Below are 18,987 nucleotides of genomic sequence, written 5' to 3' on the forward strand. Positions count from 1 at the left end.
GAGTTCGCGAAGCTCTTGTTATTCTGACAAGCTCCAAAATCTCTACGGGTGTTGACTTTTCATGTTCATATTTTCGAAATTAGCTATTGATTTTATGACGTAAATTTAATTTCAACTGAAGTATCTTCGCACTTATGACAATGCCTGACCTAAAACATTTGAGAGGTTCGGCAGGATGGTCGGCTCAATACTTGATGAACTCACAAACGTTGACAACGACGACGAAGAGGATGTTGCGGATACCGTCGATTCCCTGATTACGGATCAGGAGCTTTACGGTACCGATGGCAATGATGTCATGTATGGTGCAACCGGCAGCGATACGATTTACGGAGGCGCCGGCGACGACACGCTTTATGGCGGGTTCGGCAACGACACGCTTTATGGCGGAGATGGCAACGATGTTCTCTATGGCGGCCCCGGTGATGACGTCCTTTATGGCGGTGACGGCGACGACTGGCTGTATTCGGGTTCCCTGTTTGATGGCGAAAGCGACATTCTGACCGGTGGTTCCGGGTCAAATACTTTTGTGCTCGGTGAGGTTGCCGATAGCAGCGGGTCCTCGTCGAGCGTGGATTGGGGAAGTCTTTCCAAGACGATCAGCAAGACCCTGACGACAACGCTGCTGCAAGCATCAAGTGCGGCAGGTGCGAGCCTGGGACCGGCGTCGGTTGCCAGCACGGTTGCCTATGCCGTGTCGGATATTCTGGACGCAACGCTGTTTACCACCGATGACAGCTCCAGTGATCCAACACCCGGTTACGCACAGGTTACGGACTTCAATCCGACATCGGATGTCCTGATCCTGCCGATCTACTCGACAAGCCTGTCGAATGTATTCCTGTCAAGCGATCTGACCAATGGCGGCTACGGCTTCACCATCATGTACGACAACGGCTCTTCGTCCGACATTGTCGCCACGGTGACCTTCGATGACGTCAGTGAGATCTTCGGCGAGGACGTGACCTCCTGGTCCCAGTCCATGGTCGACGCCTTTTACTATTCGATGCTGCAAAATGCATTGATCGTGACCGCTGATGGCGACGTCTACAGCTTCACCAGTGGCGGGTCGGTCGACATGACATCGAGCGAAATCAGCTCAATCGACGATTCGGCCTACATTCTGATGGGAGCCTATAGTGGATGGTATGTCTACGGCGATTCCACAGGCAATGTTCTGGTTGGCAACAACTATGACGACATCATCTACGGCTACATCCCGGATTCCTCGATCGCCGGTTACACCGGTGCGGAGACCAGCGGCGACGACTACATCTACGGTTTTGACGGCGACGACTGGATCCAGGGCGGGGCCGGCAATGACTACATCTTCGGTGGCGACGGGTCCGACACATCAGCGTATACAGATTCGACCGATAGCATCTATGTCGACCTGTCGACGACCTACGAAGATGCGAACGGTACCTACGCGCTGGCCGAAGACGGTTTCGGTACTACGGACCATCTCTACAGCATCGAGAATATCTGGGGCAGCGACTACGACGACATCATCATCGGCGATGACAACGACAATGTCTTCCTCGGTTTTGATGGTGATGACCAGCTTTATGGCGGTGGCGGGGACGACATTCTGGTCGGCGGCAACGGAGATGATGTGCTCGATGGTGGCGACGGGGACGATATCCTGATCTCGAACGGCGGCAATGACACACTGACCGGTGGCGATGGTGCCGATACATTTGTGCTCGCCGGTGGAACGGCCACGATTACCGATTTCGATGCCGATGAGGACAGTCTTGTCATCTATTTCGATGCCTATGACGCAACCTATGACGAGGATACCGGCTCGGTCACCGACGCGGATGGTCTTACATATGATAGCGTTGCAGACTGGGCCGGGAACTACATCACATTCTCGGACGGCAGTGATTATGACCTGTCTTATGACGGTGGGATCGTTACCTACGAAACGTCCAGCTTCGATTTGAGTGAGTGGATCTGATGGGTCGCGCTTGAGTATGGGTGTGCATCGTTCCCATTGATGCCACCGAGCAGGGCCAAAACCGAAACGCCGGCTCCCGGGGCCGGCGTTTTCAGTGACGTTTGGGCAAAGGGGTTATGTGGCCCTCAGGCAGGGGTCGGGAGTGACCTAGGAGGATGAGCCGGATGAGCCGCCTGTTGTGTCTTCCCACATGCGATGCCAGAAACCGCCTTGTTGTTGCTGGGTTTGTGCCTTTTGAGGCGCCTGGGCCTGCTGTTGGTTGAGTGTAGTGTTTTGGCTGGATGAACCATTCGAGGGTTGAATTACCTGGATTTGACCTTGTGCCCTTGAGCTAGGTTGCTGCGCTTGGGCGGAAGGTGCCGTAGCCACCGGGTGCCTCAGATTGTATCGGGATTGCTGCGCTTGCGAGGCAGGTTGCTGGTTTTGCATCTGCTTGATGGCCGTTACCTGACCGGTGGCAGGGTTGTAGAGGTAGGCTTGCGGCTGGTTGATCACGTCCTGTCCGTTGGCCTTCATCAATTCACTGCCGGTCACAACAATGTAGTTCTGCTGACCGTTGGCTGCCTGCTGCATGGTTTCCGGAGCCGGAGCGATTTCCGTAACACGGAAGAAACCCTGGGGTTGAACCTGTTGACCCTGAGATGGTGCGGATTGGTACTGCATTTGACCTTGCGTCTGGGAAGGGGTTGCTGGCTGATTGCCTTGGTGGCTTTGTGCGGCCATCGCACCGGCGCTCAGTCCGCCAACGACAATCACCGCCGCCAGGACCCCGCCTGCGATCTTTGTATATCTCGACGTGCTCATTTTCCGTCTCCTTAGGTCTTCGGATGACCTTGATATGGGATTCGAAATATGAATTTCAGCGCGAATTGCCTCGCCGGGAATTACAATTGCCAGTCGAGTTCGTGACGATTTTGTCATGACTTAGAAAGCTTTTTCACAAAACCGGTGCCTTGCAGAAAATGCTTGGGCCAACGCGTGAAACGTGGCGTGAAAACAAGTTTCGCCTGACGGACCGGATGAAATGGTCGCGGGTCAACTGCCTTCCCGTGAATGATTTCTTGACAAAAAAACCGGCAAGAAGCCGGTTCTTTGTCGTATGATCCAGTGTCTGGTTCTTGGCGGATTTGAAAGTGTCAACGGTCCAAACACCGCAGCAGGCATGCCCGAAAAGTTAACTTGGACCGTTGCGTGCTCCAGGATCAGTTTTCTCAACGCATCATGTTGCAATGTTGAGTATTTGGCTGGGTGTTCATTTGATGCCCGGAGACCGATGCCATGTGTTGCGAACACATGCTAGTCGGTGCGTTTGATGTTGCTGTGGCGGCATTTGCGTCCACGCTCATGCCGGCGAGGACCATGCCTGCAACCAAAACTGCTGCAGTAGCCATTTTCCATTTGCTGATTGATGTCATGACTCTACTCCGAAGGTGATTGGATCAATGCTGCATGTGCTGACTAAGCCTTTCATGCATAAAAATTATCTGGTTCTTCGCCCTGACAGATGCCTGACGTTTTGCTTTCATTTTCATGAATTATGTTGTGATATTTGAGGAATTCGGTCTGTGTTACTGGGTTTTAATCGTACTCAGACATTTTTTGCGACTTCATAAAAAGCTTCGGATCCGGTCAATCAAAAAGCCGGTCAACTGACCGGCTTTTTGATTGCGGGAAATGATTGGAAAAATGGATTTTGGACTAAGCAGTATTAAAAACCTTTTTAAAGTAACTGCAGGGCCGGTTTATGAGCTTCAAGATTTTGCCGGAAGCTACATCGATCCCCGCATCTGGTTCATCATTTGGCCCTGCACGTGGGTTTGGCCCTGACCTTGCACATTTGCTGCGGGTGTTTGTACGAGAGCCGGATTCTGGACGTGCGCAGCCGGATTGACCGTAAGCGTAGGCGCGGGTGCAGGAGCGCCCGGATGAATGGCCGGAGCTGCGACCGGCGCGGGAGCTGGCACGGTGCCGCGATAAATGACAAACGGGCCTTTTGCCGGTGCTGGCTGTTGTGCTGGCGCCCTTGGAGTAATGATCACGACCGGGACCGTTCCGCGCGCCATAGCTGGTGTTGCTGTGGGAGGCTGTGCCGGAACCGGACCCGGTGCGACGCGAACCTGTGGTGCCGGGGCCGGTTGTGGTGCGCGCGCCGGACGGACAATGACGAACCGCTGTGGTGCAGGGCCCGGATTGGGAGCGGGGGCGGTTCGTTGTGCGGACGGCCCCTGAGCAGCCGGTTGAGCGTATGGAGCAGTTGTTTGCTGCTGGGTATAGGCCGGATTGGCGGCGGCCGGGGTTGCTGCCATGGCATCAGCGCCTAGACCACCGATGGCAATGACAGTGGCCAATGCGGTTACGGCAGCGAATTTCCATTTCCTTGAAGTGCTCATGTTACCAACTCTCTTGCATTCAATGATCAGATATCAGGTCGCTTGTGGTCGCGATCCCCTTCAGCAGAAGGGGATCTGTCTGGCGGTGACTAGACCGGCTTTGGCGGATGAGCCGGGGCCGGAGAAGGTGCCTTGGTATGGATCACGACATGCGCGGGTCCGGCGGCGGGGGGCGGCGCTTTGGCTGGCGCCACGAACGCGACGGGTGCCGGAGCTGGTGCCGGGGCAGGCGGCGGAGCCACCTTGTGGGCCGGGGGATTTGTGGAAATGGTAACTGTCGCAGCCGATGCTTCTCCGCTCATCCCGGCAACGGCAAGCAGCGTTGCCAATCCGGCCGCTACAGCGATTCTCGATTTGCGGGAACGTATCATTTTCTTTCCTCTCGCGTTCAAAACACCGGGATCGGTGTCGCCCCTAGATGTGGGAGAGGAATTGGGCGTTGCCCTTCCGGAGGCATGCTGAAACCTTACGGTTGCCGGTCTTCCTCATGACGATTTTGTCATCTGTGTTGGATTACCTGCAGATTTTGAGATCTAACCTGTTAATTTGAAAAGTTTTTTTATTTCAACTTCTGCGGAAGTACTGATCCGGACCACACGGCTGTCCGGGTTGCGGTGAACCCAGCCGAGTTGCTGAAACCGGGTCAGCAAGGCTGCCCCAAAAGCGCCTGCAAGATGATTTCGGCGCGCGCTCCAGTCAAGACAGGCCCGGCACAGAGGACGGCGCGCTTTTCTCAAGGCAGCGATATCGATCCCGAAATCCTCGGCAAACCGGACACCGGTATCACTCAGGCCCAAGCCACCCTTGTCCGTTGTGATGCTCAAGAAGGCGCGTTCGTGAAGACTGTCGAAGATGCGCACGGCCAGATCGCCCGCCAGATGGTCGTAGCAGACGCGGGCGGTGCGCAAGGCAGGGTCCTTTGGGCCGGTTCGCGTGCGCAAATGCCCTTTCCGGGCGGCAAGCCCCATCAGCCCTTCGAGCGCTGCTCCGACTTCCGGTCCCGCCAGAGTAAAGTACCGGTGACGGCCCTGCTTTGCCTGTGACAACAGCCCGCCGTCCTGCAGTTTGCCCAGATGGGAACTTGCCGTTTGCAGGGTCACGCCTGCCTCTGCCGCAAGCTCGGTTGCAGTCAACGCCTTGCCGCTCATCAACGCGGTGAGAATGTTGGCGCGCGCCGGGTCGCCAATCAGCGCGCCAATGCGGGCAATGTCCGGGCCTTCTTTCATAGTTCGATCCTAATCGAAGCATGCGCATGCGTCCATATGGCAAACCGGCTCCACATCAATACAGACGAGGAGTTGGAAATGATCACATGTTTTATCCGCTATCACATTGATCCGACGAAAAAAGAAGCCTTTGAGACCTATTCCAGAAACTGGGGTGAGGCGATCCCGCGCTGCGGGGCGGACCTCATTGGTTATTTCGCACCTCATGAGGGGTCCTCGACGCTGGCATACGGTGTCTACAACATTGAAAGCCTTGCGGCCTACGAAGCCTATCGCGCGCGGCTGGCAGCCGACCCGCTTGGCCGGGAGAACTATCTCTTTGCGCAAAAGGAGAAGTTTCTCTTGCGTGAGGACCGGACCTTTTTGAAGCTGGTGTCAACGCCGAAAAAGGGGTGAGGGTCTGATGATTGCCGTAATTTTCGAAGTCATTCCGCATGCGGACAAGAAACAGGCCTATCTGGACATGGCTGCCGAGATGCGGCCTTTGGTCGACCGGATCGACGGTTTCCTCTCTGTCGAGCGGTTCCAGAGCCTGACCAATCCGGAAAAACTGTTGTCAGTGTCCTTCTTCCGGGACGAGGCGGCGCTTGATGAGTGGCGCCAGCTGACCGGGCACCGCAAGGCACAGGCGGCTGGCCGGGGCAGTTATTTCCGGGACTACCGGCTGCGGGTCGCCAGCGTGATCCGTGACTACGGGATGGAAGCGCGCGATGAGGCTCCGGCAGACAGCCGCCAGATCCATGACGAGGTATAATTCATGCCGGTGAAGTCATTGGAGTATGGTCTTCTGGGGCTGCTCGCGCTGGCATGGGGCTCGTCTTACCTCTGGATCGATCTGGCCTTGCAGAGTTTCCCGCCCGTGACACTGATTGCCATCCGGGTCGGACTGGCAGCGGCGTTCCTGTTGGCCGTGATCAAGCTGCGCGGCTTGAAATTGCCGCGGGACGTCCGGATCTGGAAGGCGTTTGCTTTGCAGTCTGTGTTGAACAGCACGGGGCCCTGGTTGCTTCTGGCCTGGGGGCAACAATATGTCGAGAGCGCGGTTGCAAGTGTCCTGAACTCCACATCCCCCTTGTTCGTTTTTGTTCTTTCGCTGCTGTTTGTGAAAGGGACCGAGCGACCGGGTCTGTTGAAACTTGGCGGCGCTCTTCTCGGCTTTGGCGGGATCCTGCTGATCGTCGGACCCGGCGCCCTTGGTCACTTGGGAGACGAACTGATCCCGCAGGCAGCTATCCTGCTGGGCGCGGTCCTTTACGGCGGGGCTGCGTTGCGCGGGGCAAAACTTGCGGGAAATCCGCCAACAGTAACCGCAGCCGGAACCCTGATCTGCTCCAGCCTTGTTGTCATTCCGTTGAGTTTGATCGTCGACCGCCCGTGGACGCTGCAACCAGCTCCGGAGGCCTTGTTCTCGGTCGCAATTCTCGGAGTTGTCTGTACAGCATTGGCTTTCCTGCTTTATTTCAGGCTCCTTGGGACGCTTGGTCCCATGGGGGCGGCCAGCCAGGCCTATCTGAGATCTGGGGTCGGGGTGTTTCTCGGGGTGATGTTCCTGTCGGAGGTGCTGCAACTGGCGACATTTGCCGGGATATGTCTGGCGATCTCCGGAGTGGTCCTGATCAATTGGCCGGGTGGGAAAAGGACCGGCCAGAACCTGGCGGGCCGGAAAGTGGCTTGACCGCAAAAGGGTCATCCGGCGTTATCGTGGAACGAGAGACGCAGGGCGCAGGTGCTCTGCGTCTTTCAGGTACAATCAAATCCGTCTGCGGCCTCTTTTGCCGACCGGTCAGAACACGCGCTGCTTTGCCTGGTCGAACACCATGGTTGACGCGGCGAGGTTGCCCATATGCATGGCTGTGTTGATGTTCTGGTGTTCGCGGTAAAGCAGATCTCCGGCCGCATAAAGACCATCGATATTTGTCCGGTATCCCGGATCCACAACGGCAAATCCGCGTTCGTCCATGGTCAGACCGATATCGGCAACAAGATCGGTCTGTTTCTGAAACGGCCAGATGACAAAGCCTTCCCGCCGCATGTCCGTGCCGTCCTCCAGCCTGACCGCCGTCAAACCGTCATCGGTACCGATGAAGCGAGAAATGCGCCGGCGTTCGAGACCAAACCCCTGTGCCGTCAGTTCGGCTGCGCGTTCCTGTGCCGGTTCCGGCCCCGGCTCCAGAAAGAACACGATATCCTCTGTCCAGGTGCGGTAAATTTCGGCCGCGGCAAGCATTTCCGGGCGATTGACAAACACGCCCCAGGGGCGGTGACGCAGTTCATATCCGTGGCAGAAAGGACAATTGATGATCGATGTGCCCCAAAACGACGACAGACCGGGGATCTCGGGAAACAGGTCGATCATGCCGCAGGCAAGCAGCACGCGGTCCGCGTAATACACCGGCCCTGCGCCGGTCCTGATTTCGAAACCGCTTCCGGTCTTGGCACCTTGGAGGTGAGACACCGTTTCATCGACAAACCGGACAAAACCATAGCCTTCGATTTCCTGGCGCCCGAGACCGCGCAGATCGCCGGGAAGAACACGGTCACGCCCGAGCACAGCGCCAACACCTGGTGAATCGCGATTGCGAAACGGCGTTGTGGCGTCGAACACAAGGGTTTTTTGCAAGGAGCGGGACAAGGTCAGGGCTGCGGCCAATCCGGCCGGACCCGCGCCGATGACGGCCATTGTCGTCTGTGTCGTCATAATCCGGTAGGCCTTTCGTTTGTGCGGACGGTCGCGCCGACTTGCTCAAGGGCATTTGCGGAACAGATTGCAAGTTTCAGACGAACAAGGCGCCCTTTCAAGGGCAGCCTTCAAAAACCGGAGGGGTGACTGGTGCGTTGGTTTTCCGGCACCATATCTTGAATTCGGCATCAAGCGGCAAATGGAAGGATTGGCATTCCTGCAAAGCGATAATTCTGGCAAGCGTGCCGGACATCGGTTCTATATTCGTTACTTGCCGTTTTGGTTTTGATGGAGAGCAGACCTCATGAGCATTGAAATATTCAAGGCCGGGAGCCGCCCTTCCGAGCGTATGCCTTCAACCTATTTCACCGGGGGTGTTTGGCGCGATCCGATCATCAACTCGTCCGAGCCTGCACAAACCCAGGTGTTTCAGGTCAGGTTCGAGGCTGGGGCCCGCACCTATTGGCACACGCATCCGGTCGAACAAACCCTGCATGTCATGTCCGGTCTCTGCCGGTTTCAGGCGGCTGGCGAGCCGGTGGTCGAACTCCGGACAGGCGATACCATCGTAATTCCGCCGCAAGTCAAGCATTGGCATGGCGCATCGCCAGACGCGGACATGGTTCATCTGGTGGTTCTGGCTGCCTCGCCCGGTGCCGATGTCGACTGGATGGAACCGGTGTCGGACGGGGAATATGCGCGAGACCCGTGATTACACCTTGGCGGCATTGAAAGCTCCGCTATGTCAGGCTTCGTGAATGGTGCGGGGAGACTGATAGTATGAGCGAAGCGGTGATTGCCCAAAAAAGCCCGATCCCGGTCGAGGTGAAGGCCGGAAAGTCCTACTTTTGGTGCTACTGTGGCCGAAGCGCCAAACAGCCGTTTTGCGACGGCAGTCACAAGGATACAGGTCTGTCGCCAGTCAAATACACCGCTGAAAGGGATGGCCGGGTATTTTTCTGCGCGTGCAAGCAGACCGGTAAGGTGCCTCTTTGTGACGGTACACATTCCGGACTTTAGGGCGGGAGTGTTGTGGGGGATGTTTGAAGTACGTGCATCAAGGCGTGTTTTGAGCCGGTCGAGAATCGGGATAGATATCCGGCGATAGCCATGTCTACCGGCGGGACCTCATTCATGAAACAAACTCCATTTCCGGAAACAGCCGATGCCAAATCCCCGGCTGGGGCCGATATCCGGTTTCTGATGAACGGACAGACCGGCAACATGATCCACAGCACGGTGCCGCCCGGACAGATCAACCGGGCAACCATTCATGCCACGGTCAGTGAATTCTGGTTCGTTCTCGAGGGTGCAGGTGAGATCTGGCGAAAGGATCAGAATGAGGAACGGGTGACCGAATTGACGCCGGGCATGTCTATCGACATTCCGGTTGGCACTGCCTTTCAGTACCGCAGCATTGGCGATATTCCACTCAAATTCATCTGCATTTCCATGCCGCCTTGGCCCGGAGATCACGAGGCGGTCTATGTCAATGGGCCCTGGATTGCCTCATTTTGACAAGCTTCATGTATTCCCGGTTGCAATAAAATGTCCTTCCTCAGATTTATCGTCAAAAAAAGCAATGACCTGTTTTTGTTTTTGGTAAGAAAGCAATGAAACATTTGTGACGAGGATATTTTTCCTTCAGTCACACTCGTAAATTCCCTAGGGTAATCGAGTGGCAGGGCGGCAGCTTCGGTGCCGTGGCCGATAAGGCCTTCTTTGCCCGGGATAATTTACTTGGGAGATTTCAATGAGTGGGAGACGAACCGCGTCGCGTTTCTGCGCGGCACTTCTGGGAGTTGCGGCGGCTTTTGCAGCCGCGCCCGAGCGTGCAAAGGCCCAGGAGGATCCGGAAAGGCCGAATATTCTCGTCATCTGGGGGGATGACATCGGTACCTGGAACATCAGTCACAACAATCGCGGCATGATGGGGTATCAGACCCCGAATATCGACCGGATCGCCAGCGAAGGTTTGAGCTTCACCGACTATTATGCGCAGCAAAGCTGCACCGCCGGACGTGCCGCCTTTCTGAGCGGCAGCGTCCCGGTGCGCAGCGGCATGACCAAGGTCGGTCTGCCGGGCGCCGAGCAGGGCTGGCAGGAGGTCGATGTGACCGTTGCCGCCGTCCTGAAGGAACTCGGATACCGGACCGGGCAATTCGGCAAGAACCACCAGGGGGATCTGGACGAGCATTTGCCGACCAATCACGGCTTCGATGAGTTCTTCGGAAATCTCTATCACCTGAATGCCGAGGAGGAACCGGAAAATCGCGACTATCCCGGCGACATGGTGCTGGCGGACGGGGAAACCTTCCGGGAGAAATTCGGCCCGCGCGGCGTGATTCATTCCTGGGCGCTCCCGGATGGCGGTCAGCGGATCGAGGACACCGGTCCCCTGACCAAGAAGCGGATGGAAACGGTCGATGACGAAACGGTTGCAGAGGCCAAGCGGTTCATCATCGAGTCGGTTCAGGAAGGCGTGCCCTTCTTTGTCTGGTGGAACGGCACGCGGATGCATTTCCGTACTCATGTGAAGGACGAACTGACCGGGGTTTCCGGCCCCAGCGGCAACGAGTATCACGATGGCATGGTCGAGCATGACATGCATGTCGGCGAGTTGCTGGATCTTCTCGACGAACTCGGGATCGCCGACAACACCGTTGTAATGTACTCGACCGACAACGGTCCGCATTTCAACACCTGGCCGGATGCGGCGACCACTCCGTTCCGGAGCGAAAAGAATTCGAACTGGGAAGGGGCGTACCGCGTTCCGGCATTTGTGCGCTGGCCGGGCGTGTTTCCGGCGGGCGAAACACTGAACGGTATTGTCGCCCATGAAGACTGGCTGCCGACCTTCGCGGCGATCGCCGGGGCTGCCGATATCAAGGACCAGCTGCGTGAAGGTGTCGAGATCATCGGCCGGCCCTATCGCAATTATATCGATGGCTACGATATGAGCGCCTATCTGAAGGGCGAGGTGGACGAGAGCCCGCGCAGCGAGTTCTGGTACGTCAATGACGACGGCCAGGTCGTTGCCGCGCGCTATGACGACTGGAAGGTGGTTTTCCTCGAAAACCGCGGACAGGCCTTCGGGGTGTGGCGCGAACCGTTCACCGAATTGCGCGTTCCGCTCCTGTTCAATTTGCGGCGGGACCCGTTCGAGAAGGCCCAGCACAACTCCAACACCTATGACGACTGGTTCCTCGACCGGGCCTTCGTGATTGTCCCGATCCAGGGGCTCGCAGCGCAGTTTCTGACAACCATGCAGGAATATCCCCCGAGCCAGTCGCCGGGGTCTTTCAATCTGTCGACCATCGAGGAAAAACTGAAAACCGGGATCGGCAACTAGACCGGAGCCGGACATGACAGGGAAGAGCAGGGGCTGATGCGCAGCCCCTGCATTGACTGCCTCGGGAGGGAACTACGTGTTTGTGTTGAGATTGGCCGCAGGTCTCGTCCTGTGGGTGTGTCCGGTTACGCTGGTGCTGGCAGATCCATTGCCCTCTTGGAATGAAGGCGCGGCAAAGTCGGGTATCATTGCATTTGTCGAACAATCGGTTGACCCGGCCCACAGCGCCTATGTGGTGCCTGCCGAACGGATCGCGGTGTTCGATCAGGACGGCACATTATGGGCGGAAAAACCATATTATTTCCAGATCGCTTACGGGATGACGCAGATAAAGCAACGGGCAGCCGAGGACCCGGACTTTGGCAAGGGCAACCCGGTGCTCAAGGCGGCGATTGAAGGGGATGCTGAAACAATCGCGGCAGACGGAATGAAGGGCTTCTTGGAGCTGATGGTAGGTGCCCAGGAAGGAATGTCGGTCTCGGATTTCAAGGAATCAGTGCGCCAATGGCTGGCAATTGCGGTTCATCCGGACACCGGCGAACCTTATGAGCAAATGGTCTACCAGCCAATGCTGGAGCTGTTGTCTTACATGCGCGACAATGGCTTCAAGACCTATATCGTCTCCGGCGGCGGGATCAATTTTATTCGGGCCTATGCCCAAACCGTTTACGGCATTCCGCCCGAGCAGGTGATCGGTTCCTCTCTCAAGAGCGAGTTCGAGATCAGGGACGACTTCGCGAATGTTTATATGCTGCCCGAGGTTTTCTTCGATGACAATCACAGCGGCAAACCCGTTGGCATAGATCTTCATATCGGACGGCGGCCGGTCTTTGCCGTCGGCAATTCCGATGGCGATCAGCAAATGCTGGAATACACCACTCTCGGCGAGCGCCCGGCCTTTGCGATACTGGTGCATCATACGGACTCTGAGCGGGAGTGGGCCTATGACCGCAATTCGGATGTCGGCCATCTCGACACGGCGCTGAAGGCTGCCAAGCAATATGGCTGGACTGTCATTGACATGAAGTCGGACTGGCGTACGGTCTTTCCCTATCAGCTTGACGGGAAGTAGGAGGAACCGCGTGTTGCGTATTCGAACGGTTCTTGCCGCACTGCTCTTCGGTCCGCTCGGACCGGCTGCCGCGGCGGCTGACAACAATGCCTTTGTCCGCATTGATGGGGGCACGTTCACCATGGGCTCTGACACGCATTACCGCGAAGAGCGCAGCGAACATCAGGTCACCGTCAGCCCGTTTCTGATCAAGGCGACGGAAGTGACAAATGCGGAGTTTGCGGCGTTTGTCGAGGCGACCGGATATGTGACGAGCGCGGAGCGGCCGCTTGACCCTGCGGATCATCCCGGCGTGCCAGAGGATCTTCTGGAGGCCGGGTCCATGGTCTTCGCACAACCGCAGGACGTTCGCAACATCAATGACTTCCGGTCCTGGTGGCGGTACGTGCGCGGTGCGACATGGCGGCAGCCGACCGGCCCGGGCAGCAGTATCGAAGGGCTGGAAGGCCACCCTGTGGTGCAGGTGTCACCGGAGGACGCGGAGGCCTATGCCAAATGGGCCGGTGGGCGCTTGCCGACGGAAGCCGAATGGGAATTTGCTGCCCGGGGCGGTCTGGACGGCGCTGACTATGTCTGGGGCGAGGATTACAACCCGTCCGAGGGCTGGAAGGCGAACACCTGGCAGGGTGTGTTCCCGAGCGTCGATCTGGGTGAGGACGGCCACAAGGGGACCGCGCCGGTCGGGTCCTTTGCACCGAACGGATACGGTCTGTTCGACATGGCAGGCAATGTCTGGGAGCATGTGGGCGACTGGTGGGTGCCGGGGCATCCTGCCCGCCCGGCGGCCGATCCGGACGGCCCGCCGGTCCAGCTTGCTGCCAGTTTTGCCCATGAAGCCGTCGGTCCGATGCGGGTCGTCAAGGGCGGCTCCTGGCTATGTTCACCATCCTATTGCCTGCGCTACCGCCCGTCGGCCCGCCAGCAAGCGGAGCGCAGCATCGGGTCCAATCATATCGGCTTCCGGATCGTGAAGGAGATCGGCAGCTGAACCCGGCCAGTCTTGGTCTTGCAAGCGGGTGTTCACTGGACGCGGCAGGGCGGGCTGGCTGCGCCATGTGGATGATTGAAACCCACAGCCCTTGAGTTCACGCCGGCAGCCGGACTTCGGCTTCCAGTCCGCCTTCCGGACGGTTTTTCAGCGTGATAGTTCCACCGTGGGCATGGATGATCGATCGGGTGATCGCAAGGCCGAGGCCGATGCCGCCGGTTTCTTCGCTGCGGGATTCCTCCAGCCTTACAAAGGGCTCAAACACGTCCTGCAGCCGGTCTTCCGGAATGCCCGGGCCATTGTCCGTGATCCGGATGACCGCGTTTCCCGTTTCCGGGGCCAGTGAGACCTCTGCATCGCCGCCATACCGGATGGCATTTTCGATCAGGTTGCGCAGGGCACGCTTGATCGAGATCGGGCGGCAGGTGATTACGAGCGGATCAGTCGCCGGGAAAGTGACCGTATGCCCGAGATCCGTCTGGTCGCCGGCCAGGCTTTCCAGAAGATCGGCGAGATTGGTTTCCTCCGCATCCTCGCGGGCTGCTTCGTCCCGCGCGAATGCGAGGGTTGCTTCGGTCATTGCGGCCATTTCGTCGAGTGTCTCGATGATTTTTTCGCGGTTCTCGTCGTCCTCGATAAATTCGGCCCGGAGCCGAAGCGACGTTATCGGTGTGCGCAGGTCGTGGCTGATGGCGGCCAGCATGCGGGTGCGGTCCCGGACAAAACGGGTCAACCGCGCCTGCATGTCGTTGAAGGCGAGGGTGACCGCCCGGACTTCGCGCGGACCCGCAACAGTCAGTTCGGGAATGTCCTCGCCCCGCCCCAGGCGGTCGGCGGCACCAGCCAGTTCCCTTAAAGGCCGTGCGATCCGCCGCGCTGCAAACCCGACGATCACAATGATCGCAAGAGCGGTGATGCCAAGTTGAACCATCAGCGGCAAAAGTGGCTGTTCGGGCGGGCGGTAACTTGTCGCAACATTCAGCCAGCGGCCGTCTTCGAGCGGGATCGACATGGTCAGGTCGATTTCCCGGCGCATGGCCTTGCGCCAGTTTTCCCTGTGGCCCTTGCGGTCGGGAGCGCGTGTCTCGGGTGTGTTTTCCTGCTCCGGGGATACCTTAGGCGGGCGGTCCCTGGGGGCCTCGCTTTCAATGTTGATGCGGACGTCGCGCGGCGCTTGAAACTGACTGTTGAGATAGCCGCGCAAACGCTGTTCGGCGCGCGACTCTCCTGTTTGCGAGACGATCGGGCCTGGAGCGACCCAGAAATTGGCATAACGGCTGCTGCTGGCGCTGAGCACGCGGTCATGAACGCTATCCGGTGTTTCCTCGATCAGTTCGGCAACGGAGACGGCGCGCGACAGAAGATTGTCCCGGACGACCTGCATCACCGCAACCTTGCGCTCATCGTGAAACACCCAGATGCTTATTACCTGTGCGGCTACGAGCGCGAACAACAGCAGGGCGATCAGCTGCCCCGCGAGGCTCGACGGGATCAAAGTTTTCCAAGACAAGTGTTTCATTCAGGCGCCGTCCGTCACATCTGCAGTGAACATGTAGCCGCCGCCCCAGACCGTCTTGATGAGGCGCGGGTCCTTGGGGTCTTCCTCGATCTTGCGGCGCAGGCGGGAGACCTGATTGTCGATCGACCGGTCGAAGACGGACGGTGCGCGCCCGGTGGTCAGATCGAGCAGCTGGTCGCGGGTCAGGACCATCTTGGGCCGCTTCAAAAAGGCGCACAGCAGCTGAAACTCGCCGCTGGACAGTGGCACGACATCGCCGTCCGGCCCGTGGAGTTCGCGCTTGCCGATATTGAGCATCCAGCCCTCGAAAGAGAGTTTTTCCTGATCGATAGGATCGCGATCCTTGGGAACCTGGCTTGTCCGGCGCAAAACGGCGCGTATCCGAGCGAGCAGTTCGCGCGGGTTGAACGGTTTGGTGACGTAGTCGTCGGCACCGATTTCCAGGCCGATCACCCGGTCGGTTTCATCGGCCATTGCTGTCAGGAGAATGACGGGCAGGGCGCCTGTCTCGACGAGGTGGCGGCAAAGCGACAACCCGTCCTCGCCGGGCATCATGATGTCCAGCACCACCAGATCGATCGAGGCCGCCTTCAATGCTTTCCGGGCGTGGGCAGCACTTTCGGCCGTGGTTGCCCGGAGGCCGTTCTTGATCAGATAGCGCGCGAGGGTTTCGCGAATGTCTCGATGGTCATCGACGACCAGAATGTGCGGGCTCGGATCGCTCACCGCTTTTCTCCGATTGCTGAATTGGCTTACCTCCATACAAATTGGAGGACGTGCTGTCTGCTCCTAGCCTTAAAAACACTGGTTTTTCCGGTGAAGTTGTAACGGCTTGTAACAGGAGCGGCCAGCGCGACAGCTGGCGACACTTGAGCCGGTTTCGACACGTAATTTTGCGACAAGTGCCACCTACCTTCTGGTCATCGCAGAGACAAGCTGCATGACCAACCCAAGGAGTTAATTGGGATGACACGAGTAAAGAAGATCGCTGCCGCAGCCATGGCTGCACTGATTGCCGGGACCGCCTTGTCGTCGTCCCTGGTAAGTGCGCAGGCACAGACACCGGCCGATGGTCCGCAGACCCAGCAGATGGCGCACAAGGGCCCGGGCAAGGACCGGGACGGCCGCCGCGGCGGACCGGAGCGGATGCAGCGGCTTTTTGAACGCTTTGACATCAACAACGAAGGCGGCTTTTCCCAAAAGGACGTCGACACGGTCATCGCACAGGACTTTGCCAAGGCTGACACCACCGGCTCCGGCACACTGACTCTGGACGAGTTCAAGGCCTTCTTCAAGGGCCAGAGCAAGGACCGCCAGGTGCGCGCGTTTCAGCGGATGGACCGCAATGGTGACGGGACAGTGACAAAGGAAGACTTTGTCGAGATCACCGATCAGATGTTCAATCGCATGGACCGCAATGGTGACGGAGAACTGACACGTGTCGGCCGCGGCGGACCGGCGGCACAGGACGGCAATGCCGCGAAGCAGTCGGACGGTCAAAAAGGTGAAAAACGAGGCGAACGCGGCGGGCCGCGGAAGCATGAGGGCCGCGGGCCTGGTCCGCACGGACCACGCGGCGAGATGCGTGCCATGTTCCGCTACCTGGATGCCGACAATAACGGCACCGTGACCCGCGCCGAATTCGAGCAGCAGCGCGACGCGCTCTATGCCCTTGCGGATCCGGACAATACCGGCAGCTTCCAGCTGGAAGGCTTTTCAAACATCTGGATGAAGGTGAACGATCACCGTGTCGTACGCATGTTCCAGCGCCTTGACAAGAACGGCAATCTGGAAATCACGGAGCAGGAATTCGCTGCACCCTATTCCAACATTGTCGAGCGTCTTGATCGAAACCATGACGGGCTGGTGACCAAGGCAGACTTCAAGGGCGGCAAGAAAGGCAAACGTCACGGCCATCGTGAACATCACCGTGGCGGCAAGCCCGGCCAAATGCGGCAGGCTCCAGAAGCTCCGGGCGACCTTCCGCCCCCGCCAGCTCAACAGGGCTGACCTCTCTGGTTTCGGAATGCACTGCCCGCCCATGTGGTGCATTCCGTTGTCTCCGGTCGGGTCCGCTCCCCCACCCGCAACCGGCCGGTGCAAGAAGGGTCGCGTGTCCACGCGGCCCTTTCTGCGATCGACTGATCCGAGATTGGAAATTTGGTATGAGCAGTCGTTGCATCTTGCAGCGCTGGATCTTGAATTCACTCCGTGCCAGATACATCTCTCATTAGCTCTGGCAGCTCTAGTTGCGGGTCAGTACAAGTTGTTACTTTTAGGGCAACTAGATGAACAGATACGCCGGTGCCCAGAAATGGCTTATTCTTTTTGCCACTTCAGCTATCTTCTCCCTTTTTCTGCTGGATGAAACAGTTTTTGGGCCGGCGTTGCCGCATATGCAAGCCGCACTCGGGCCGTCGCCGATTGCAATCCATTGGGTGATTAATTCCTATCTCTTGGCCTTCGCCTGCTTCGCAACTCTTGGAGGTATACTTCGGGAGTTCTATGGATTGAAGGCGGTCTTGTGTGTCAGCGGCGCCGTGTTTCTGACGGGCAGTTTGCTCGGGGGATTGGCGCAGGACGCGTGGCTGGTGGTTCTGGCGCGCGGCTTTCAAGGGATAGGTGGAGGGATATTGTTCCCTGTTTCGATGTTGGTGGTTGCCAGTGCCTTTCCAAAGGATCGCCGCGGGATGGCTCTGGGAACCTTGGCAAGTGCAGGCACGACATTTCTGGCCCTCGGTCCGATCCTCGGGGGCGCATTGACCGAATATGCCAGCTGGCGCTGGATATTCCTGCTCAACGTACCTGTGTTTTTGTTCGGCGCGACCGTCATTTTGGTTCTCGCCAACGATAAGCATGAATTTCCGGCCCAAAAGCATACGGACTACATGGGCTTTGTGCTCTTGTTGTCAGGCCTGTCGTTGCTGGTGTTTGGCCTGATGGAAGCACCCGAACAGGGGTTGGTGCGTTACTTGGCCATTGCAGCGGTCATTGTGGGTGTGACGATCACGGCATTGTTTTTTCGTCATGAAGCCCGTGTCCGGGAGCCATTGATCAATGTTGGTCTGCTTTCAAAGCCGAGTATGCTTGCCGGATGTGCGACCGTGTTTACCGGCCAGTTCTGCAAGCTGACGGTCGCAATCTTTGCAGCCTTTTACTTTCACAAGGTTCTTCACTTCAGCGCATTTTATAGCGGCCTTGCGACCAGCGTTTCTGTTCTCCTGGTTCCGTTCAGTACGGCGATCGGCGGGCGGGTAACCGACATATACGGATCGCGGGCGCCGATTCTAGCCGGGCTGGCCGGGATGGCGGTGACAATGACAGGTGTCGCGGTTTCCACGCACTTCGGGTTGTTGTACACGACGCTGGTTGCCCTCTTCACATTCGGCATCTTCATGCCGCTGTGCTATGTGCCTGCGTTACAACTGGTTTTAACCCAAACTGCGCCCAACCTCCATGGCGAAGTGATGGGGGTGCAAACAGCCGCAAAAGTAATCGGTGGTACTTTCGGGGTGACGGTTGCCAGTTTCTTACTGGCCTTGACCGGTCAATTTGCAGTCGTGTTTTTAGGGGCCGCTGCCCTGTCTCTCGTTGTACTTGGGATTGCGCTTCTTCTGGCGCATGATGCGGAACTGGCGGTATTTAAGTCATAGTTTTTTGACATGGCCGCCATGTAAAAAAAACGCGCTGCGGGCTAATTCGGGTGGCTCAAGGTATTCTCTGGTTCCTGCCTGCCGTACTTTGTAACTGCGGAGCTCTCTCAGCTTCTTAGCAGCCCGTTGAAAAAGGCCGGTGTT

General features: G+C 57.8%; 20 protein-coding genes. 13 read left to right on the plus strand and 7 right to left on the minus strand.

The window, feature by feature from the left end:
• Positions 1 to 175 precede the first annotated feature (175 nt).
• Entirely contained in the window at positions 176 to 1,963 is a 1,788-nt protein-coding gene (locus E1297_RS50965) for a calcium-binding protein (protein WP_155141703.1), read from the plus strand.
• 147 nt (positions 1,964 to 2,110) lie between these two features.
• Here E1297_RS50965 and E1297_RS20425 read toward each other — a convergent pair whose 3' ends face one another.
• The 3 genes from E1297_RS20425 to E1297_RS20435 all read right to left on the minus strand — a co-directional run bounded on the left by E1297_RS20425 (position 2,111) and on the right by E1297_RS20435 (position 4,353).
• On the minus strand, positions 2,111 to 2,767 hold the full coding sequence (locus tag E1297_RS20425; RefSeq protein ID WP_155141705.1) for a hypothetical protein: 657 nt from the start codon (positions 2,765 to 2,767) through the stop codon (positions 2,111 to 2,113).
• 407 nt (positions 2,768 to 3,174) lie between these two features.
• Positions 3,175 to 3,378 (minus strand): hypothetical protein, encoded by a 204-nt coding sequence (locus E1297_RS20430; RefSeq protein WP_155141707.1) that lies wholly within the window; start codon positions 3,376 to 3,378, stop codon positions 3,175 to 3,177.
• A gap of 354 nt (positions 3,379 to 3,732) precedes the next feature.
• Entirely contained in the window at positions 3,733 to 4,353 is a 621-nt protein-coding gene (locus E1297_RS20435; protein WP_155141709.1) for a hypothetical protein, read from the minus strand.
• A 132-nt stretch (positions 4,354 to 4,485) separates the two neighbouring features.
• Here E1297_RS20435 and E1297_RS20440 point away from each other — a divergent pair, with 132 nt between their 5' ends.
• Positions 4,486 to 4,815, plus strand: coding sequence for a hypothetical protein (locus E1297_RS20440; protein WP_155141711.1), 330 nt, complete (start codon positions 4,486 to 4,488; stop codon positions 4,813 to 4,815).
• Positions 4,816 to 4,886: 71 nt separating this feature from the next.
• Here the strand turns inward: E1297_RS20440 and E1297_RS20445 are convergent, their stop codons facing one another.
• Positions 4,887 to 5,579, minus strand: a complete 693-nt coding sequence (locus E1297_RS20445; protein WP_155141713.1) for a helix-turn-helix transcriptional regulator — start codon at positions 5,577 to 5,579, stop codon at positions 4,887 to 4,889.
• Positions 5,580 to 5,657: 78 nt separating this feature from the next.
• On the opposite strand from E1297_RS20445, the gene E1297_RS20450 reads away from it, so the two are divergent.
• Genes E1297_RS20450 through E1297_RS20460 form a run of 3 tightly spaced genes read left to right on the plus strand, consistent with a single transcriptional unit; the run spans position 5,658 to position 7,254 of the window.
• A complete protein-coding gene (locus E1297_RS20450) occupies positions 5,658 to 5,975 on the plus strand; it encodes an NIPSNAP family protein (protein WP_155141715.1) in 318 nt (105 codons plus the stop codon).
• 7 nt (positions 5,976 to 5,982) lie between these two features.
• On the plus strand, positions 5,983 to 6,333 hold the full coding sequence (locus E1297_RS20455; RefSeq protein WP_155141717.1) for an antibiotic biosynthesis monooxygenase: 351 nt from the start codon (positions 5,983 to 5,985) through the stop codon (positions 6,331 to 6,333).
• 3 nt (positions 6,334 to 6,336) lie between these two features.
• Positions 6,337 to 7,254 (plus strand): DMT family transporter, encoded by a 918-nt coding sequence (locus E1297_RS20460; protein ID WP_155141720.1) that lies wholly within the window; start codon positions 6,337 to 6,339, stop codon positions 7,252 to 7,254.
• A 108-nt stretch (positions 7,255 to 7,362) separates the two neighbouring features.
• Here E1297_RS20460 and E1297_RS20465 read toward each other — a convergent pair whose 3' ends face one another.
• A complete protein-coding gene (locus E1297_RS20465; RefSeq protein ID WP_155141722.1) occupies positions 7,363 to 8,277 on the minus strand; it encodes an NAD(P)/FAD-dependent oxidoreductase in 915 nt (304 codons plus the stop codon).
• Positions 8,278 to 8,563: 286 nt separating this feature from the next.
• On the opposite strand from E1297_RS20465, the gene E1297_RS20470 reads away from it, so the two are divergent.
• The 6 genes from E1297_RS20470 (at position 8,564) to E1297_RS20495 (ending at position 13,671) form a co-directional block, all read left to right on the plus strand.
• Positions 8,564 to 8,971 carry a cupin domain-containing protein gene (locus E1297_RS20470; RefSeq protein WP_155141724.1) on the plus strand — a complete coding sequence of 136 codons (408 nt, stop codon included), beginning with the start codon at positions 8,564 to 8,566 and terminating at the stop codon, positions 8,969 to 8,971.
• Positions 8,972 to 9,039: 68 nt separating this feature from the next.
• A complete protein-coding gene (locus E1297_RS20475; protein ID WP_155141726.1) occupies positions 9,040 to 9,279 on the plus strand; it encodes a CDGSH iron-sulfur domain-containing protein in 240 nt (79 codons plus the stop codon).
• A gap of 114 nt (positions 9,280 to 9,393) precedes the next feature.
• A complete protein-coding gene (locus tag E1297_RS20480; RefSeq protein ID WP_155141728.1) occupies positions 9,394 to 9,777 on the plus strand; it encodes a cupin domain-containing protein in 384 nt (127 codons plus the stop codon).
• A gap of 235 nt (positions 9,778 to 10,012) precedes the next feature.
• The gene (locus tag E1297_RS20485) at positions 10,013 to 11,611 is read left to right on the plus strand and encodes an arylsulfatase (RefSeq protein ID WP_155141730.1); all 1,599 of its coding nucleotides are present in this window, start codon (positions 10,013 to 10,015) and stop codon (positions 11,609 to 11,611) included.
• 76 nt (positions 11,612 to 11,687) lie between these two features.
• Positions 11,688 to 12,683, plus strand: coding sequence for an HAD family hydrolase (locus E1297_RS20490; protein ID WP_209015891.1), 996 nt, complete (start codon positions 11,688 to 11,690; stop codon positions 12,681 to 12,683).
• A 10-nt stretch (positions 12,684 to 12,693) separates the two neighbouring features.
• The gene (locus E1297_RS20495; protein ID WP_368669629.1) at positions 12,694 to 13,671 is read left to right on the plus strand and encodes a formylglycine-generating enzyme family protein; all 978 of its coding nucleotides are present in this window, start codon (positions 12,694 to 12,696) and stop codon (positions 13,669 to 13,671) included.
• A gap of 97 nt (positions 13,672 to 13,768) precedes the next feature.
• Here the strand turns inward: E1297_RS20495 and E1297_RS20500 are convergent, their stop codons facing one another.
• Both E1297_RS20500 and E1297_RS20505 read right to left on the minus strand, forming a co-directional pair.
• Positions 13,769 to 15,190, minus strand: a complete 1,422-nt coding sequence (locus tag E1297_RS20500; protein ID WP_155141732.1) for an ATP-binding protein — start codon at positions 15,188 to 15,190, stop codon at positions 13,769 to 13,771.
• Positions 15,191 to 15,916 carry a response regulator gene (locus E1297_RS20505; RefSeq protein WP_368669630.1) on the minus strand — a complete coding sequence of 242 codons (726 nt, stop codon included), beginning with the start codon at positions 15,914 to 15,916 and terminating at the stop codon, positions 15,191 to 15,193.
• Positions 15,917 to 16,156: 240 nt separating this feature from the next.
• Between E1297_RS20505 and E1297_RS20510 the strand changes: the two genes are divergently transcribed.
• Together E1297_RS20510 and E1297_RS20515 are read left to right on the plus strand one after the other, a co-directional pair.
• Positions 16,157 to 17,200 carry an EF-hand domain-containing protein gene (locus E1297_RS20510; RefSeq protein ID WP_155141736.1) on the plus strand — a complete coding sequence of 348 codons (1,044 nt, stop codon included), beginning with the start codon at positions 16,157 to 16,159 and terminating at the stop codon, positions 17,198 to 17,200.
• Between the two features lie 278 nt (positions 17,201 to 17,478).
• Complete coding sequence (locus tag E1297_RS20515) at positions 17,479 to 18,843, plus strand: MFS transporter (protein ID WP_155141738.1); 1,365 nt, start codon at positions 17,479 to 17,481, stop codon at positions 18,841 to 18,843.
• Positions 18,844 to 18,987 lie beyond the last annotated feature (144 nt).

The organism is Roseibium sp. RKSG952, assembly GCF_009711355.1.

What these genes read in the sequence shown, in the direction of transcription:
- E1297_RS50965 (WP_155141703.1), top strand. Translation starts at nt 176, where the DNA reads ATGGTCGGCTCAATACTTGATGAACTCACAAACGTTGACAACGACGAC.
- E1297_RS20425 (WP_155141705.1), bottom strand. Translation starts at nt 2,767, where the DNA reads ATGAGCACGTCGAGATATACAAAGATCGCAGGCGGGGTCCTGGCGGCG.
- E1297_RS20430 (WP_155141707.1), bottom strand. Translation starts at nt 3,378, where the DNA reads ATGACATCAATCAGCAAATGGAAAATGGCTACTGCAGCAGTTTTGGTT.
- E1297_RS20435 (WP_155141709.1), bottom strand. Translation starts at nt 4,353, where the DNA reads ATGAGCACTTCAAGGAAATGGAAATTCGCTGCCGTAACCGCATTGGCC.
- E1297_RS20445 (WP_155141713.1), bottom strand. Translation starts at nt 5,579, where the DNA reads ATGAAAGAAGGCCCGGACATTGCCCGCATTGGCGCGCTGATTGGCGAC.
- E1297_RS20450 (WP_155141715.1), top strand. Translation starts at nt 5,658, where the DNA reads ATGATCACATGTTTTATCCGCTATCACATTGATCCGACGAAAAAAGAA.
- E1297_RS20455 (WP_155141717.1), top strand. Translation starts at nt 5,983, where the DNA reads ATGATTGCCGTAATTTTCGAAGTCATTCCGCATGCGGACAAGAAACAG.
- E1297_RS20460 (WP_155141720.1), top strand. Translation starts at nt 6,337, where the DNA reads ATGCCGGTGAAGTCATTGGAGTATGGTCTTCTGGGGCTGCTCGCGCTG.
- E1297_RS20465 (WP_155141722.1), bottom strand. Translation starts at nt 8,277, where the DNA reads ATGACGACACAGACGACAATGGCCGTCATCGGCGCGGGTCCGGCCGGA.
- E1297_RS20470 (WP_155141724.1), top strand. Translation starts at nt 8,564, where the DNA reads ATGAGCATTGAAATATTCAAGGCCGGGAGCCGCCCTTCCGAGCGTATG.
- E1297_RS20475 (WP_155141726.1), top strand. Translation starts at nt 9,040, where the DNA reads ATGAGCGAAGCGGTGATTGCCCAAAAAAGCCCGATCCCGGTCGAGGTG.
- E1297_RS20480 (WP_155141728.1), top strand. Translation starts at nt 9,394, where the DNA reads ATGAAACAAACTCCATTTCCGGAAACAGCCGATGCCAAATCCCCGGCT.
- E1297_RS20485 (WP_155141730.1), top strand. Translation starts at nt 10,013, where the DNA reads ATGAGTGGGAGACGAACCGCGTCGCGTTTCTGCGCGGCACTTCTGGGA.
- E1297_RS20500 (WP_155141732.1), bottom strand. Translation starts at nt 15,190, where the DNA reads ATGAAACACTTGTCTTGGAAAACTTTGATCCCGTCGAGCCTCGCGGGG.
- E1297_RS20510 (WP_155141736.1), top strand. Translation starts at nt 16,157, where the DNA reads ATGACACGAGTAAAGAAGATCGCTGCCGCAGCCATGGCTGCACTGATT.
- E1297_RS20515 (WP_155141738.1), top strand. Translation starts at nt 17,479, where the DNA reads ATGAACAGATACGCCGGTGCCCAGAAATGGCTTATTCTTTTTGCCACT.